Source organism: Vibrio sp. 1401 (genome assembly GCF_033340295.1).
Genome location: NZ_JAWOWF010000027.1, coordinates 23,636 through 37,602, shown reverse-complemented (window position 1 = coordinate 37,602; position 13,967 = coordinate 23,636). Strand labels below are relative to the sequence as shown.

Sequence of the window (13,967 nt, the reverse complement as noted above, 5' to 3'; positions counted from 1 at the left end):
TGCGTCAGCTAAATCCAAATTAGGTGTTTGCTGACTGCTGCTTCATTTTGTATACCGCCAACAGCTGTTGGTAGTTTTTCTCCAGTACAGTGTCGACATCCATTGTTAAGGCTAATGCTCTGCATTGTTCACTCACATTGGTCGTACGTTTTTTATCAGCCCAGAACGCCATCGCTTTTGCTAGTTCATCTGGGTTCACCTCAGATCCAATGACGCTCGACACTTCTGGATTGAGAACCTCTTTCGCACCACAGTTTTCAGTGGTAATAGATGGTGTGCCACATGCGAGAGATTCGATTACCGTAAAGCCAAAAGGTTCATAGAGAGTTGGCAGGACATAGCAATCAGCCAGCGTAAAGTAGAGCTCTGGTCGTTTGTCTTCCCCCATAAACTTACATTTGTCTTGTATCCCAAGGTTTTCCGCAAATTTAATGTACTCGCCCTCGTGAGTCTCTCGACCAACAATCACCAATTGAGCATCAATGTTCAGTTTGGTAAATGCAGTGAGAGTTTGTTTTAGCCCTTTCCTCTCGTAGCCAGTACCTAAAAATAAGAAAATCGGCTTGTTAGGATCAAGCTCCATTTGTTGCTTAAGCTCTAAAGCCTCTTTTTCGACTCGTTGTGCATCAAATCGTTTCGTATCGACAAAGTTATGGATTACTGTGATTTTTTCTTTAGGTACGTGATGAGCTTCTTGGATTTCCTGAGCACTCTTACGTGAATTACTAATGACATGGTAGTAGGCGCCAGGGGTCATTGCTTTTTGCTCAATCAGATGTGTCACTTTATCTTTGATTCGCATTGGTTTATTTAATGATCGCGCCATATGAAGGCTTGTGCCTGCTCCAATTCTCAACACATCGTGTGTCCACGCGTGAGCTAGGCCGTACACCAAGTCATAATCAGACTCTTTAACGTGTTTCTCTACCGCTTTCGCAAATTTCCAAAGACGGTGGCTTTTGCCAATACTAAAACCACTTAGTTTCACAAACTTAACGTTAGGGTGTGGAGGAGTATCAGCATGAGAGCGGCAGATGATAGTGACATCTTCTCCTTTCTCTGCCATGTATCTCGCCATTTGATTGAGGTACAGCTCTACTCCGCCTGAGTATGCGTGTCTTAAATGGACCAGTGCAATCTTCATAAGTAATCCAGCAATTTGTTGGGTATTGGGTGTTATGTTACTTGAAGCCTTCATTTTCTGAAAGAAGCCAATCAAAGAGGTGCCGTGTCATTGAAGAACGGTAAAAAAGCCTTACTAGATTGTTCCTCAAATAGAACAATGTAAAATGACGCTATGATGTGATCACGAGACATTCAAGTGGATAAGGACAAGCAGAAAACAGAAGCCGTTTCAGGAAAGCCTGGAAACACGGGCATTCAACGGATTTTAAAAGCCAGTATCTATTCACTTCAAGGCTTAAAGGCCGCCTTAAAGCATGAAGCCGCGGTTCGACAAGAATTGGCACTGCTCATTGTCTCTGTATTGCTGCTTTGCTGGTTAGATGTTTCTCAGATAGAACGTATAGTGATGCTCGGCACTGTCGTTTTGGTGTTGATTGTTGAACTGATTAACTCTGCAATTGAGGCGGTTGTAGATAGGATTGGTGTGGAAAGACATGAGTTAAGTGGTCGAGCAAAAGACATAGGTTCTGCCGCTGTCTTTGTCGCGTTGTTGTTTGCAGCCTTTACATGGTCTTATATTCTCTTTTTCTGAGGGGCATGATGAAGCACTATCAAGAAAGTAACACGCATGTATGGTACGACGAATGCTTGGTCACTGAGCCCATAGAGAGTTTATTTGAGATTAACTACTGGCGCAGTTGCAATGCCATCGTTGGCAACGCTAGTGGGAGAGGTACTACGTGGTTTATCAAGCTTCAGAGTACGATTGCTGCATTACGACATTATCACCGCGGTGGTTTGTTCGGAAAGATTGTCCGGGACCAATATTTGTTCCTAGGCTTGGAGCGAACTCGCAGTTACGCTGAGTTCGTTCTGCTCCAAAAACTACGTAGCGCTGGCGTTAATGTTCCTCGCCCTATTGCCGCTAAAGTAGAACAAATAGGTTTGTTATATCGAGCAGACTTATTGAGTGAAAAAATATCAGAGGCAAGCGATCTCGTTGATAAGCTACAGGTGGAAAACTTATCTAATGAAGACTACCAAAAAATCGGCCTAGAAATCCGTAAAATGCACGATGTTGGTGTTAATCATACCGACTTGAATATTCACAATATCCTGCTAGATAGTGAAGGTAAGGTCTGGATTATCGATTTTGACAAGTGTAAGCAGCAATCTGGGGAACAATGGAAAGAACGAAACTTGAATCGTCTTCTTCGCTCATTTAGAAAAGAGCTTGGTAAACGGAAAATTCATTGGTCTGAAGATGACTTTGAATCCTTGATGTTAGGTTACAATCAGTCTTAAGTGAAACAAAAGGGCTAAGGTAAGTTTGTCGTAGTCACTCAGTTTAATGAGGATGTTAACTTCGACCGAAAATATTCTGCTGTGCTCGCGTGCAATTGTACCGATGCCAAATAGCCCGTAAATGTGGATATAAATTTAAAATGAAAATCTTAGTGACAGGTGGTGCAGGGTTTATTGGCTCTGCTGTTGTTCGCCATATTATTAATCATACGCAAGACTCGGTGATTAACTTAGACAAACTGACCTACGCAGGTAATCTTGAATCTTTAAGCGAGGTGTCCAGCCACGCGCGCTATGCTTTTGAACAAGTGGATATCTGCGAGCGTGTCGCGCTAGAGCGTGTGTTTTCAGAGCACCAGCCTGATGCAGTTATGCACTTAGCGGCAGAGTCTCACGTCGATCGCTCTATTGATGGCCCTGCTGCTTTTATTGAAACTAACATTGTTGGTACTTATACCCTATTAGAAGTGGCTCGTGGATATTGGAGTCAGCTTGATGACGCTAACAAAGCGGCCTTTCGTTTCCACCATATCTCAACAGATGAGGTATATGGTGACTTAGAGGGAACAGATGATTTGTTTACAGAGGAAACCTCGTACGCACCATCTTCACCGTATTCAGCATCGAAAGCGTCGAGTGATCACCTTGTTCGAGCTTGGTTAAGAACGTATGGCTTTCCGACCATTGTGACTAACTGTTCCAATAACTATGGTCCATACCACTTTCCTGAAAAACTGATTCCTTTAATTATCTTAAATGCATTAAAAGGTTCACCACTGCCAGTATATGGCGATGGTATGCAGGTCCGTGATTGGTTATTTGTAGAAGACCACGCCAAAGCGCTCTACAAAGTCGTGACAGAAGGCGTTATTGGGGAGACATACAATATTGGTGGTCACAATGAAAAAGCAAACATTGATGTTGTGAAGTCAATTTGCGAGATCCTAGAAGAGCTTGTACCAAATAAGCCTGAAGGCATTTCGCATTACCAAGATTTAATTACTTATGTAAAAGATCGACCAGGGCATGATGTTCGATACGCTATCGATGCTTCTAAAATTGAACGTGAATTAGGCTGGACACCAGAAGAAACCTTTGAGACTGGTCTGCGTAAAACTGTTGAGTGGTATTTAGCGCATAAAGAATGGTGGCAACGTGTTTTAGACGGCTCCTACAGCTTAGAGCGTCTTGGTCAATAATTTAGAATAAGGTAAGAAAATGAAAGGTATTATCCTTGCTGGTGGTTCTGGAACGCGTCTATATCCAATTACTCGTGGTGTTTCAAAGCAACTCCTCCCAGTATATGACAAGCCAATGGTTTATTACCCATTATCGGTTTTGATGTTAGCGGGTATCAGAGAAATATTAATTATCACGACTCCAGAGGATCAAGAGGGCTTTGTGCGTTTACTTGGTGATGGATCTGATTTTGGTATTTCATTGACCTATGCAGTTCAAGAAAAACCGGAGGGATTAGCACAAGCATTTATTATTGGCGAAGAGTTTATCGGAAATGATTCGGTTTGCTTGGTGTTAGGCGACAATATCTTCTATGGTCAATCTTTCTCTCAGACATTACGAAGTGCCGCTAACCAAACATCTGGAGCGACTGTCTTTGGTTATCAAGTAAAAGATCCGGAACGTTTTGGGGTTGTTGAGTTTGATGCAAATATGAAAGCGCTTTCTATTGAAGAGAAGCCTCAAGAGCCTAAGTCAAACTTCGCGGTTACAGGATTGTATTTTTACGATAATCGTGTTGTCGAGTGGGCAAAAACAATCGAGCCTTCTGAACGTGGTGAGCTAGAAATTACGGCGATAAATCAGATGTACCTAGAAAATGGATCTCTTAATGTTGAGTTATTGGGCCGAGGATTTGCTTGGTTGGATTCTGGTACCCACGAGAGTTTGCATCAAGCTTCTTCGTTTGTTCAAACGATTGAAGAAGTTCAGGGGCTAAAAATTGCCTGCTTAGAAGAAATTGCTTGGCGCAACCGTTGGTTATCTGGTGAAGACCTTGTACGTATTGCAACACCGATGTCTAAAAATGAATATGGTCAGTATCTATTACGTTTAGCATCGGAGTCTAACGAAGATGATTAGAGTCCTTGTTATTGGCAGTCGTGGGCAGGTCGGGACGTGTTTGGTGTCTCAACTAACGCAAAGAGTGGATGTTGAGCTGTTTACGTTTGATCGGCAAGAACTTGATATCACAAACTCAAATAGCGTTATTTCTTGTGTTGAGTCCGTGCAGCCAAATGTGATAATTAATGCGGCAGCTTATACTGCTGTAGATAAAGCTGAGCAAGATTTGCAGCAGTGTTATGCCGTTAATGCCGATGCTGTTGAAAGCCTTGCTAAAGCTGCGTCCAAAGTAGGTGCGCTTATGCTGCATATTTCAACGGATTATGTGTTTGATGGTAAAAGTGACAAACCATATACGGAGCTCGATGCTGAAAACCCTCAGAGTGTTTATGGCAAAAGTAAGCTTGAAGGTGAGAAAAATGTCGTCGCTTTTTGTTCTCGATATGCTGTTCTTCGGACGTCTTGGGTATTTGGTGAAGTTGGTAATAACTTTGTAAAGACTATGCTTAGATTATCCAGTACACGAGATGAAATCAGTGTCGTGGACGATCAAGTCGGAGCACCAACCTATGCAGGGGATATAGCGAGTGTGTTAATTACTATGATGGAGAAGATGTTGAGGTCCGATGATGATCTCTCCGGTATCTATCACTACTCAGGCACTCCTTATGTAAGCTGGTTTCAATTTGCAGAAGAAATTTTCTCTAATATCGTATCTCAAATTGGTTCTGATAAAAAAGTGGTAGTAAATCCGATTCCTACTCATGAATACCCAACACCAGCGAAACGGCCACCAGACACAAGGTTGGATTGTAGAAAGATAGAGAAAGTTTTCTCCATTACCCCTAGTTTGTGGCAAAACGCCTTAAAAAATATGAAGGCATTCCAAGAATGAAGGTAATTTCGACTGCAATTCCTGATGTGAAACTTATCGAGCCTCAGGTGTTCGGTGACGAGCGTGGTTTTTTTATGGAAACGTGGAACCAGAAGCAATTTGAAGAGCGAGTTACGGGGCAACCTACTCCTTTTGTTCAAGATAACCACTCAAAGTCAAAGCAAGGTATCCTTCGAGGACTGCATTTTCAAACTGCAAACACACAAGGAAAACTGGTACGCGTGATATCTGGAGAAGTCTTTGATGTTGCTGTCGATATCCGCAAAGGCTCTCCGACTTATGGTCAATGGGTTGGTGAATATCTGTCTGCGGAAAATAAACGTCAACTCTGGGTACCGGCTGGTTTTGCGCATGGTTTTTATGTCACTAGTCCAGAAGCAGAATTTGTATATAAATGTACCGACTACTACAACCCTGAGGCAGAGGTTTCTATTGCTTGGAATGATCCTGAGTTAGGCATTGATTGGCCGCTGCGAGATGGCCTTATTCCCTCGCTTTCTGCAAAAGACAGCGATGGTCAGCAGTTTGGTAAGATTCAACCGTTGGACGTTGTGTTATGAATAAAGATGTTGTGCCAGTAACAAAGCCTTACTTACCTTCCCGAGACAAGTATAAAGGCTACATAGATAGAATTTATGAGGCTGGGTGGTTGACGAACAGAGGGCCACTCGTATCAGAGCTTGAAGCGCGCTTAGCGAAATTCTTAGGTGTAAAAAATGTCATTGTTGTCGCTAATGGTTCACTCGCCCTTCAGGTCGCGTATAAAGCTCTGAATTTAAAAGGAGAGGTGATTACGACTCCTTTTAGTTTTGCAGCAACGGCGAGTACGATAATGTGGGAAGGCTTAACACCAATCTATGCTGATATTAAAGATGACTCGTTCAATATAAATCCAGAGCGTATAGAAGACCTAATCACAGATAGCACCTCAGCGATCGTGCCTGTTCATGTTTTTGGTAATCCTTGTGAAATTGATATCGTGAAAAGTATTGCTGATAAACATAACCTCAAGGTTATTTATGATGCAGCTCATGCATTTGGAGTCCAATATAAAGGACAAAGTGTCTTGAAATATGGTGATATTAGTACTTTAAGTTTTCATGCTACGAAACTATTCCACTCTATTGAAGGGGGAGCGATCATTACTGAAAATGATGAGGTCGCAGAAAAGGTTAGGAACTTAATTAACTTTGGTATCACTGGTCCAGATACAATTGAAGGGCTAGGGACGAATGCTAAAATGAATGAGTTTGAAGCTGCAATGGGTTTATGTGTTCTTGATGATGTACACAATATCATTGATAGAAGAAAAGCAATTATCTCTTTATATAAAGAAAAGTTAAATTTGCCGAGTATCAAATTCCAGACATGGCACGAGCAATCCTTAAATCTAGGTGCTTATATGCCAGTTCTATTTGATAACGAAAAACTGTTATTAGAAGTGAAGAGTCGATTAGATAATCTTGGGATATTAACGAGAAGATATTTCTACCCCAGTTTAGATATGGTTGAAGCTTTGAATAGTTTAAACATCCAGTGTGATGTGAGTAGAGACATAAGTAAACGTATCCTTTGCTTACCTATTTATCATGATTTAGAAGATGAAAAACTAGCAGAAATTGTAAGTATTATTAATTTGGATGACTAAGTATGAAAGTTAACTTTATTATTTATGCTCCAAGTTATAATGAGAACTCAGGAGGATGTGTTGTACTACATCGCTTAGTTCACCTTATAAATGAGCACACAGACCATCAAGCCTTTCTTCATCCGCGAGTAATGGAAAAGGTAAATCTTGATTCTCCTAGAAAGATCTTATCTTCGTTTATTAAAGCAACTCGAGCTAAACTGAAGAAGTTCCATGTTAATCCAGCATGGAATACGCCAGTGCTGAGAGATAAAAATTTAATTAAGAATAAATCTAGTGTCGTTGTATATTCAGAAATTGCCTTTGGCAATCCATTGAACGCCAAAAATATTGTTCGATGGTATTTACATCACCCCGGACACATTATTAAAGATATCTTTTATACGAAGGGGGAGCTTTGTTTTCGCTATCACTCAGCTATTAGTGATTTTACTTACCCTGAGTCAAAGTTATCTGAAACGATTCTGAAAGTTATGTACTTCCCTACTGACATTTACGAGATAGATAAAGAAGTAGATAGAGATATCTCTACTTATATGGTAAGGAAGGGCAAATCAAAGCCTTTTATCCATGATCCTAGTTTTGTTTGTGTTGATGGTCTTAGTCATATAGAGACAGCAAAACTATTAAAGCGCTCTAAGCGTTTTATTTGCTATGACGATTATACAGCATACTCACACTTTGCTGTGTTGAGTGGCGCTGAATCTATTGTGGTTCCCGAAGACGGCGTATCTAAAGAGGCTTGGTTTCCAGATGAGGTCTCGAGGTATGGTATTGCTTATGGTACCGATGAGTCTGAGCTGGAGTGGGCACGCGAGACGGTCCCTATGTTGAAGGAGAGAATTGAGTCATTGAACGATGAATCAACTAAGCTAGTTTGTCAGTTTGTGCAAGAAACAGAAAACTATTTTTATTCTGGTAATTAGGTAGCGAGTCATGTCATATCTAACCGTTAATGAAATTAAGAGCCTCGGTTTTTCAAGTGTTGGTGAGAATGTTAGGATCTCAGATAAAGCGAGCATTTATAATCCGGGAAGTATATCGATCGGTAGTAACGTCAGAATTGATGACTTTTGTATATTGTCTGCTGGGAACGGTGGAATAAACATTGGAAACTTTGTACATCTAGCTGCATACTCATGTCTGATTGGTGCTGAAAACATTACGTTATCTGACTTTTCGGGTTTATCTTCAAGAGTATCAATTTTCTCTTCATCAGATGATTATTTAGGCTACGGAATGACTAACCCTACGGTTCCGGAGCAATTTACAAAGGTAAAATCGCTACCTGTATATCTGGGGAAACATGCAATTGTCGGAGCGCACTCTGTGCTTCTCCCTGGTTCAACGTTACAAGAAGGCACTGCTGTTGGAGCAAACTCTTTGGTTTCCGAACGATTAGAAAGTTGGAGTATTTACGCTGGAACACCTTGTATTAAGAAGGCAAGAAGAGCAAAAAAGATCCTTGATAAGGAAGTACAATTAAAAGCAATGCTCGAAAATATTAACTTTGAATAAAAGGCATAATTAAAAGTACCTACTTAAGGCTTTCGTTGGTACTCTCCCATGTCGAACTAAGCTCACAGGGAGAGTATTGAATTTATAAAAAAGAGGCTACTTATCCCTATAGTGCTTGCCAGTTATAATAGCATCTAATATGTACTTCTCTTTTTGATTGTCTGATTTTAACAATATATTCTTTAGTAGCTTTAGCACGTATACGAAAAGACTACTTTTAGACTTATAGTAACGGATTCGTAATCCTTTATCGTATGCTCGTTCTTTTTTTCTGAATTCAGACAGCGAATCTTTGCCAGATTCAAGTCTAGAGTAGGAATGCTCAAAGCCGGGTATTACCTTAATGTTGTCCAATAGACCTGCGGTTTCAACTCGAGTGAAAAAGGTTGCGTCTACACCATAAAGTAAAAATCTCTCATCAAAAACACTACCATAAGCTTTCTTGAGCGTATTCTGAAACTCTCTTCCTAAGACAATACCACTACCGACTGCCCTTATTTTTTTACATGGCTCAACGTGGTCTGGTGATTCTACCTTTTTCTTGTTGATTAAAGGGCTTTGTACTTCGCCATTATTTGTCAAAATAGGTACAAGGCACGAGTTGCTCGTAATTTCACTAATAGCAGATATGTAGTTGTCAGAGACGGTAGAGTCATCATCAAGAATGACACAATAACCATTGTTGTTATGCTCTAAAGCATAGTTATAAACTTTAGACAACGCAGCATTACTAATGTCTTGGTGCACGGTGATGCTGCCAAACTTTTTATGATATTTATCAGCAAGTTCGCTATCCACTAGTTGAGGGCCATTATTCCAAATCAATAAATCGAGATGACCTAAGTCATTAGGGTGATTCATCAAGGAATTAAGTGTTATCGAGTCCGCAACTGGCTTGTTATATAAAACAACTAATAGGGTGCCTTGTTCATTCATTTCTAGAAATTACCTATGTGAGTCATAGTAAGGTGAAGTGCATTGTTATCGAATGTAACGTTACTCTCGACTTGAGAATGACGCAGTAAATCAGTTACCTGCTCTGCCAGTAAAGAACTGTTTTCAATAACATGGATTTTATTAAGAGAGCGAAATTCTTCTACAATGTCTTTAAAGTTAAAGTAGCTTGGGCCATTTATGACAGGTAGCCCTAGAGCGATGGGTTCCAAAACATTGTGCCCACCAACTTTATCACCAACTAAGCTACCACCCATAAAACAGATATCCGCAGCGCCCATCAAGACCAGCATCTCACCCATGGTGTCTCCAAGGTACACTTGGGTCGACTCCGTTACTTCTGTTCGGCTTGTGCGTCGAGCGGCTTCAAAACCTAGCTTTTGGCACCGCTCAAATACATTATCGAATCGCTCCGGATGGCGAGGAACAAGGATTAAAAGTGCGTTCGGGTGAGATTCTAAGATTTTCTTGTGAGCTTCTAGCATTTGCTCATCTTCACCTTTATGAGTACTGGCAGCTATCCAAATTGGTCGCTTTATCCCAAGCTCAGTCCGTAGCGCTTTTCCTTTCTGTTTTACTTCCTCGGATATCTGAATATCAAACTTTATCGAGCCAGTAACAAAAAGTTTGTTTTTCTCGATACCTAAACGTTCGAAACGTTCTGCATCAGACTCTGTCTGACAAAGTACTTTATCCAAGCAAGGAACTAATAGGTTAAAAAGAGGCTGTACTTTTGCGTAGTTCTTACAGGACTTTTCAGAAAGGCGAGCGTTAACAACAGTAATCGGTATTTCTGAGTCATGGACAGTATGAAGAGTATTTGGCCAAAGCTCAGTTTCTATGATCAACATTTGCTTTGGTCGTATTGCTTTAAGAAAGCCTTTCACCGCAAAGCTAAAGTCGATAGGCATATAGCGGTGTTCAACTAAGTCGCCTAATTTAGCAATTTGCTCCGCACCAGTGCTGGTTGTGGTGGTGACCAAAATAGGTTGGGTTGGGTTTTGCTTTTTCAACTCTTTAATTAGGGGGATAGCGGCGATGCTTTCGCCTACTGAAACCGCATGAATCCAAATCGGGCGCTCAGTTGCCTCTAGCTTTGGTGTAATACCAAAATGCTCTCTCCATCGTTGACCAAACTTGGGCTTGTTTGGTTTGCTTTTATACAAACCAAACAATAGGAAAGGGGATGCAAGAGCGAGTAATAAAGTATAAAGAATACGAATTAGCATGAGCTTACAGTGATTGCTTCGAGTTTTTGAATGCTGTCTAGTACTTGCTTTGGGGATAGTTCAGTTAAACACTTGAGGTGCTTAAATTGACATTCACGTTTAAAGCATGGACGGCAGTCAATGTCGGTGTGAACAATCTCCACCTTTTCTGCAAGCGGTGGCGTGTACTTTGGAGATGTTGAACCATAGACTGCAACGACATTACAACCAACGGCGGCCGCTACGTGCATAAGACCAGAGTCATTGGCTACGACAGTTTGGCAGGCTGCCAGCAGATCCACCGCTTCAATCAAACTGGTTTGCCCAGCGAGAACGTGAATTCTCTGTTGAAGCTCAGCCGGTGCGAGCTGCTTAATGTTATTACAGGTATCAAGGTCCTTCTGAGAACCAAACAGCCATACTTGATGGCCGATCGTCGCCATTTGAGTAGCGACTTGTGCGTAATGTGCTTCTGGCCACTTTTTAGCAGGCCCAAATTCGGCACCTGGACACAGGCCTATGACTGGGAGCGTTTGGTCGAGAGAAAATTTGTTAAGCGTCCCTTGCTGAGTCTTTTTATCGATAGACAAGCTAGGTCTAGGAAGTGTTTCTAAGCCTCCCAAGGAGGACGAATCCAACATTTCAACCTTAGGGTAGGCTAAAGCGACATAACGCTCTACCATGTATTGAAAAGACTTTTTGTTAGGGCGAAGATCATTGAGTAGCCCATAACGCATTTCTCCTTTCCAGCCTGTGCGCTGTGGGATGTTTGCAAACCAAGGTATCAAAGCAGACTTCGCTGAGTTTGGCAGTACGTAAGCATGATCGTATTGCTTTTCACGCAGTGACTTACCAATCTCTCTGCGGCCAAGTAGATTAAACTCACCATGACCAAGAGGCATCTCAATCGCTTGATGGATCTCAGGCATACGTTCGAGGATCGGTTTACACCAGCCAGGAGCAATCACATCAATTTGGCTCTCTGGGTATTGCTGCTTCAAAACGATGTACAGTGATTGTGACATCACCATATCGCCAACCCAAGATGGGCCGATAATTAAGATCTTTTTCATTTTTCTACTTGCCAGTCAGTGTCATATCTCGGCTTGAAGATATTGTAATAGTTATTGCCATCTTCTTGAGAGTGTAAGAGCTGTAACACCCACATATATTGCTCATGCTTAGTGGAAACAAAGTACTCGATCGCTTTATTCGAAGTACGTGCGTCTTGCTCTTCGCCTTTGTCTAGCTCAAAGGCTGGTAAAATTTCGATATCGAACGACCCGTCTTCTGTATTCATAGAAGCAAACATAGGGAGCACTTTGGAGCGTGATAGCTTTGCAATTTTTCCAAGACCAGGAAGGGTTGCTTTTCGGGTGGCGAAAAAGTCCACGAACACACTATGCTCTGGACCGTGGTCTTGGTCTGGTAAGTAGTAACCAATATAGCCATCTCGAATAGACTTTAGGAAAGGCTTTATACCACCAGAGCGTTCATAAACTCGACCGCCATACTGAACTCGTTGTTTGTGCATCAACCAATCGCCGACTTCATTTTTCTGCTTTTTAGCCATTGCAGAAACCGGCATTCCCATAGAGGCTAACAAAATAGCTGGAATGTCGATCGCCCATGAGTGCGGTACCATCAAAATGACTTTTTCATCATTTTCGATATGCTTCTGCAAAATATCTAAGCCGCGAATTTGGCAGCGTTGCTGTAACCACTTTGGAGAACGTAAGGTAAGTAGGCTAAAGCGGAAAAAGAATAAAGCGGCTGTGTAAAGCGTCTTTTCGATGAGTGCTTCACGCTCTTCAAAGGTTTTGTCTGGGAAACATAGCTCAAAGTTAACCCGAGCTCTGTGGGCTGGACCTTTGCGTGATTTAGCCAATTTTTTTGCAATTGCTTTGGCTAGCCATTTTTGCACCCCTAATGGAAGAAGCGCCAACGGCATCGATAGTAGGGCGCCGAGCCAAGTTCCCCAGTATTTAGGCGCAAGAAAGTGACGCTCAAATTCAGGGTTATAAGCTTTTGGATCGAAATCATCACGTTGAACAGTCATGAAGTTTTAAGCACCTATTTTCGGAAGAGAGAACTGGAGACGTTTAGAAATGATACTCGTAAATGTATCAGAGTAAAGGTGGTAGAGGCTTCACTACCACCTTTGACAAGTATTAATGATTCTGAAGCGCAAGGTATTCAGCAACACCCTCAGCTACCGTCTTGAATTCTACATCGCAGCCAGCAGCACGAAGCTTAGTAAGGTCAGCTTGAGTGAATTCTTGGTAAGCGCCCTTTAGGTGTTCAGGGAATGGAATGGTTTGGATTTCCCCTTTGTTGTGATGTTTGATCACTGCTTTTGCCACTTCTTCAAAAGATTCAGCACGACCAGTACCGCAGTTGAAGATGCCAGAAACACCCTTTTCTAGGAACCAAAGGTTTACTTTGCTCACGTCACCAACGTAGATAAAGTCACGCTTGAAGGATTCACTACCAGCAAACAATTTAGGGTTTTCACCAGCATTGATCTGGTTATTTAGGTGGAAGGCTACTGACGCCATGCTGCCTTTGTGATCTTCGCGTGGGCCATATACATTGAAGTAACGGAAACCAGTGATTTGAGAGAGTTGCTCGCCATGCTCCTCTGCGTCTTTCCATAGGCGACGAACGTAGTTATCAAATTGCTGTTTCGAGTAGCCGTATACATTGAGTGCGCCTTCGTATTCACGCTCTTCAACAAACGTTTCTGTTTCACCGTATGTCGCAGCTGATGATGCGTATAGGAATGGAATTTCACGATCTAGACAGTAATGAAGCAACTCTTTTGAGTACTCATAGTTGTTTAGCATCATGTACTTACCATCCCACTCTGTGGTTGCAGAGCATGCACCTTCATGGAAAATAGCTTCGATTGGACCAAAATCATCACCCGCCATGATTTGGGTAAGGAAGTCATCACGATCCATGTAATCTGTGATGTCCAGATCAACTAAGTTCTTAAACTTTTTACCATTTTTTAGGTTGTCGACAACCAGAATATCATTCATACCAGCTGCGTTGAGAGCTTTAACAATGTTGCTGCCGATCATGCCAGCACCACCAGTTACGATGATCATAGAACTTCCACCATAGATTAAAATTTTCTCAGGAATTTTAGCAAGAAACGTAATACAGCGCTATTGAAGAGGTAAAGAAAGGTTATTGGAAGTAGGGCCTAGTAGCCTAGACCCTTACG

At 41.7% G+C, this 13,967-nt stretch carries 15 protein-coding genes; 9 read left to right on the top strand and 6 right to left on the bottom strand.

Translation table 11 applies throughout. The features are described from left to right. Nucleotides 1-19: 19 nt before the first annotated feature. Nucleotides 20-1,144 (bottom strand): glycosyltransferase family 4 protein, encoded by a 1,125-nt coding sequence (locus R7Z77_RS14595; RefSeq protein WP_104975760.1) that lies wholly within the window; start codon nucleotides 1,142-1,144, stop codon nucleotides 20-22. 177 nt (nucleotides 1,145-1,321) lie between these two features. Here R7Z77_RS14595 and R7Z77_RS14590 point away from each other — a divergent pair, with 177 nt between their 5' ends. The 9 genes from R7Z77_RS14590 to R7Z77_RS14550 all read left to right on the top strand — a co-directional run bounded on the left by R7Z77_RS14590 (nucleotide 1,322) and on the right by R7Z77_RS14550 (nucleotide 8,573). After that, nucleotides 1,322-1,717, top strand: coding sequence for a diacylglycerol kinase (locus R7Z77_RS14590; RefSeq protein ID WP_038893825.1), 396 nt, complete (start codon nucleotides 1,322-1,324; stop codon nucleotides 1,715-1,717). A gap of 5 nt (nucleotides 1,718-1,722) precedes the next feature. Beyond that, a complete protein-coding gene (locus R7Z77_RS14585) occupies nucleotides 1,723-2,430 on the top strand; it encodes a 3-deoxy-D-manno-octulosonic acid kinase (RefSeq protein WP_104975761.1) in 708 nt (235 codons plus the stop codon). 140 nt (nucleotides 2,431-2,570) lie between these two features. Continuing rightward, on the top strand, nucleotides 2,571-3,629 hold the full coding sequence (rfbB, locus tag R7Z77_RS14580; RefSeq protein ID WP_318136725.1) for a dTDP-glucose 4,6-dehydratase: 1,059 nt from the start codon (nucleotides 2,571-2,573) through the stop codon (nucleotides 3,627-3,629). Between the two features lie 19 nt (nucleotides 3,630-3,648). Then, the gene (rfbA, locus tag R7Z77_RS14575; protein ID WP_104975763.1) at nucleotides 3,649-4,530 is read left to right on the top strand and encodes a glucose-1-phosphate thymidylyltransferase RfbA; all 882 of its coding nucleotides are present in this window, start codon (nucleotides 3,649-3,651) and stop codon (nucleotides 4,528-4,530) included. Next, complete coding sequence (gene rfbD, locus R7Z77_RS14570; protein WP_104975764.1) at nucleotides 4,523-5,407, top strand: dTDP-4-dehydrorhamnose reductase; 885 nt, start codon at nucleotides 4,523-4,525, stop codon at nucleotides 5,405-5,407. The genes rfbA and rfbD overlap by 8 nt, the downstream gene beginning before the upstream one ends. After that, nucleotides 5,404-5,967, top strand: a complete 564-nt coding sequence (rfbC, locus tag R7Z77_RS14565) for a dTDP-4-dehydrorhamnose 3,5-epimerase (protein WP_104975765.1) — start codon at nucleotides 5,404-5,406, stop codon at nucleotides 5,965-5,967. Before rfbD ends, rfbC begins: the two co-directional genes overlap by 4 nt. After that, the gene (locus tag R7Z77_RS14560; RefSeq protein WP_045402576.1) at nucleotides 5,964-7,055 is read left to right on the top strand and encodes a DegT/DnrJ/EryC1/StrS family aminotransferase; all 1,092 of its coding nucleotides are present in this window, start codon (nucleotides 5,964-5,966) and stop codon (nucleotides 7,053-7,055) included. Before rfbC ends, R7Z77_RS14560 begins: the two co-directional genes overlap by 4 nt. 2 nt (nucleotides 7,056-7,057) lie before the next feature. Then, a complete protein-coding gene (locus R7Z77_RS14555) occupies nucleotides 7,058-7,981 on the top strand; it encodes a WavQ (RefSeq protein WP_104975766.1) in 924 nt (307 codons plus the stop codon). Nucleotides 7,982-7,991: 10 nt separating this feature from the next. Further along, complete coding sequence (locus R7Z77_RS14550) at nucleotides 7,992-8,573, top strand: acyltransferase (RefSeq protein WP_104975767.1); 582 nt, start codon at nucleotides 7,992-7,994, stop codon at nucleotides 8,571-8,573. 96 nt (nucleotides 8,574-8,669) lie between these two features. On the opposite strand, the gene R7Z77_RS14545 is transcribed toward R7Z77_RS14550, so the two are convergent. The 5 genes from R7Z77_RS14545 to rfaD form a co-directional block, all read right to left on the bottom strand. Beyond that, entirely contained in the window at nucleotides 8,670-9,509 is an 840-nt protein-coding gene (locus R7Z77_RS14545; RefSeq protein ID WP_104975768.1) for a glycosyltransferase family 2 protein, read from the bottom strand. A gap of 2 nt (nucleotides 9,510-9,511) precedes the next feature. Then, nucleotides 9,512-10,756 carry a lipid IV(A) 3-deoxy-D-manno-octulosonic acid transferase gene (gene waaA / locus R7Z77_RS14540; RefSeq protein ID WP_318136724.1) on the bottom strand — a complete coding sequence of 415 codons (1,245 nt, stop codon included), beginning with the start codon at nucleotides 10,754-10,756 and terminating at the stop codon, nucleotides 9,512-9,514. Continuing rightward, the gene (waaF, locus tag R7Z77_RS14535) at nucleotides 10,750-11,808 is read right to left on the bottom strand and encodes a lipopolysaccharide heptosyltransferase II (protein ID WP_104975770.1); all 1,059 of its coding nucleotides are present in this window, start codon (nucleotides 11,806-11,808) and stop codon (nucleotides 10,750-10,752) included. Before waaF ends, waaA begins: the two co-directional genes overlap by 7 nt. Next, nucleotides 11,805-12,794 (bottom strand): lauroyl-Kdo(2)-lipid IV(A) myristoyltransferase, encoded by a 990-nt coding sequence (gene lpxM, locus R7Z77_RS14530; protein ID WP_318136723.1) that lies wholly within the window; start codon nucleotides 12,792-12,794, stop codon nucleotides 11,805-11,807. The genes waaF and lpxM overlap by 4 nt, the downstream gene beginning before the upstream one ends. A 112-nt stretch (nucleotides 12,795-12,906) precedes the next feature. After that, the gene (gene rfaD, locus R7Z77_RS14525; protein WP_253644379.1) at nucleotides 12,907-13,848 is read right to left on the bottom strand and encodes an ADP-glyceromanno-heptose 6-epimerase; all 942 of its coding nucleotides are present in this window, start codon (nucleotides 13,846-13,848) and stop codon (nucleotides 12,907-12,909) included. Between the last annotated feature and the right edge of the window lie 119 nt (nucleotides 13,849-13,967).

Excerpts from the sequence above, each read along its gene's own strand:
- R7Z77_RS14595 (WP_104975760.1), bottom strand. The coding sequence starts at position 1,144 with ATGAAGATTGCACTGGTCCATTTAAGACACGCATACTCAGGCGGAGTA.
- R7Z77_RS14585 (WP_104975761.1), top strand. The coding sequence starts at position 1,723 with ATGATGAAGCACTATCAAGAAAGTAACACGCATGTATGGTACGACGAA.
- rfbB (WP_318136725.1), top strand. The coding sequence starts at position 2,571 with ATGAAAATCTTAGTGACAGGTGGTGCAGGGTTTATTGGCTCTGCTGTT.
- rfbA (WP_104975763.1), top strand. The coding sequence starts at position 3,649 with ATGAAAGGTATTATCCTTGCTGGTGGTTCTGGAACGCGTCTATATCCA.
- rfbD (WP_104975764.1), top strand. The coding sequence starts at position 4,523 with ATGATTAGAGTCCTTGTTATTGGCAGTCGTGGGCAGGTCGGGACGTGT.
- rfbC (WP_104975765.1), top strand. The coding sequence starts at position 5,404 with ATGAAGGTAATTTCGACTGCAATTCCTGATGTGAAACTTATCGAGCCT.
- R7Z77_RS14560 (WP_045402576.1), top strand. The coding sequence starts at position 5,964 with ATGAATAAAGATGTTGTGCCAGTAACAAAGCCTTACTTACCTTCCCGA.
- R7Z77_RS14555 (WP_104975766.1), top strand. The coding sequence starts at position 7,058 with ATGAAAGTTAACTTTATTATTTATGCTCCAAGTTATAATGAGAACTCA.
- R7Z77_RS14550 (WP_104975767.1), top strand. The coding sequence starts at position 7,992 with ATGTCATATCTAACCGTTAATGAAATTAAGAGCCTCGGTTTTTCAAGT.
- R7Z77_RS14545 (WP_104975768.1), bottom strand. The coding sequence starts at position 9,509 with ATGAATGAACAAGGCACCCTATTAGTTGTTTTATATAACAAGCCAGTT.
- waaA (WP_318136724.1), bottom strand. The coding sequence starts at position 10,756 with ATGCTAATTCGTATTCTTTATACTTTATTACTCGCTCTTGCATCCCCT.
- waaF (WP_104975770.1), bottom strand. The coding sequence starts at position 11,808 with ATGAAAAAGATCTTAATTATCGGCCCATCTTGGGTTGGCGATATGGTG.
- lpxM (WP_318136723.1), bottom strand. The coding sequence starts at position 12,794 with ATGACTGTTCAACGTGATGATTTCGATCCAAAAGCTTATAACCCTGAA.
- rfaD (WP_253644379.1), bottom strand. The coding sequence starts at position 13,848 with ATGATCATCGTAACTGGTGGTGCTGGCATGATCGGCAGCAACATTGTT.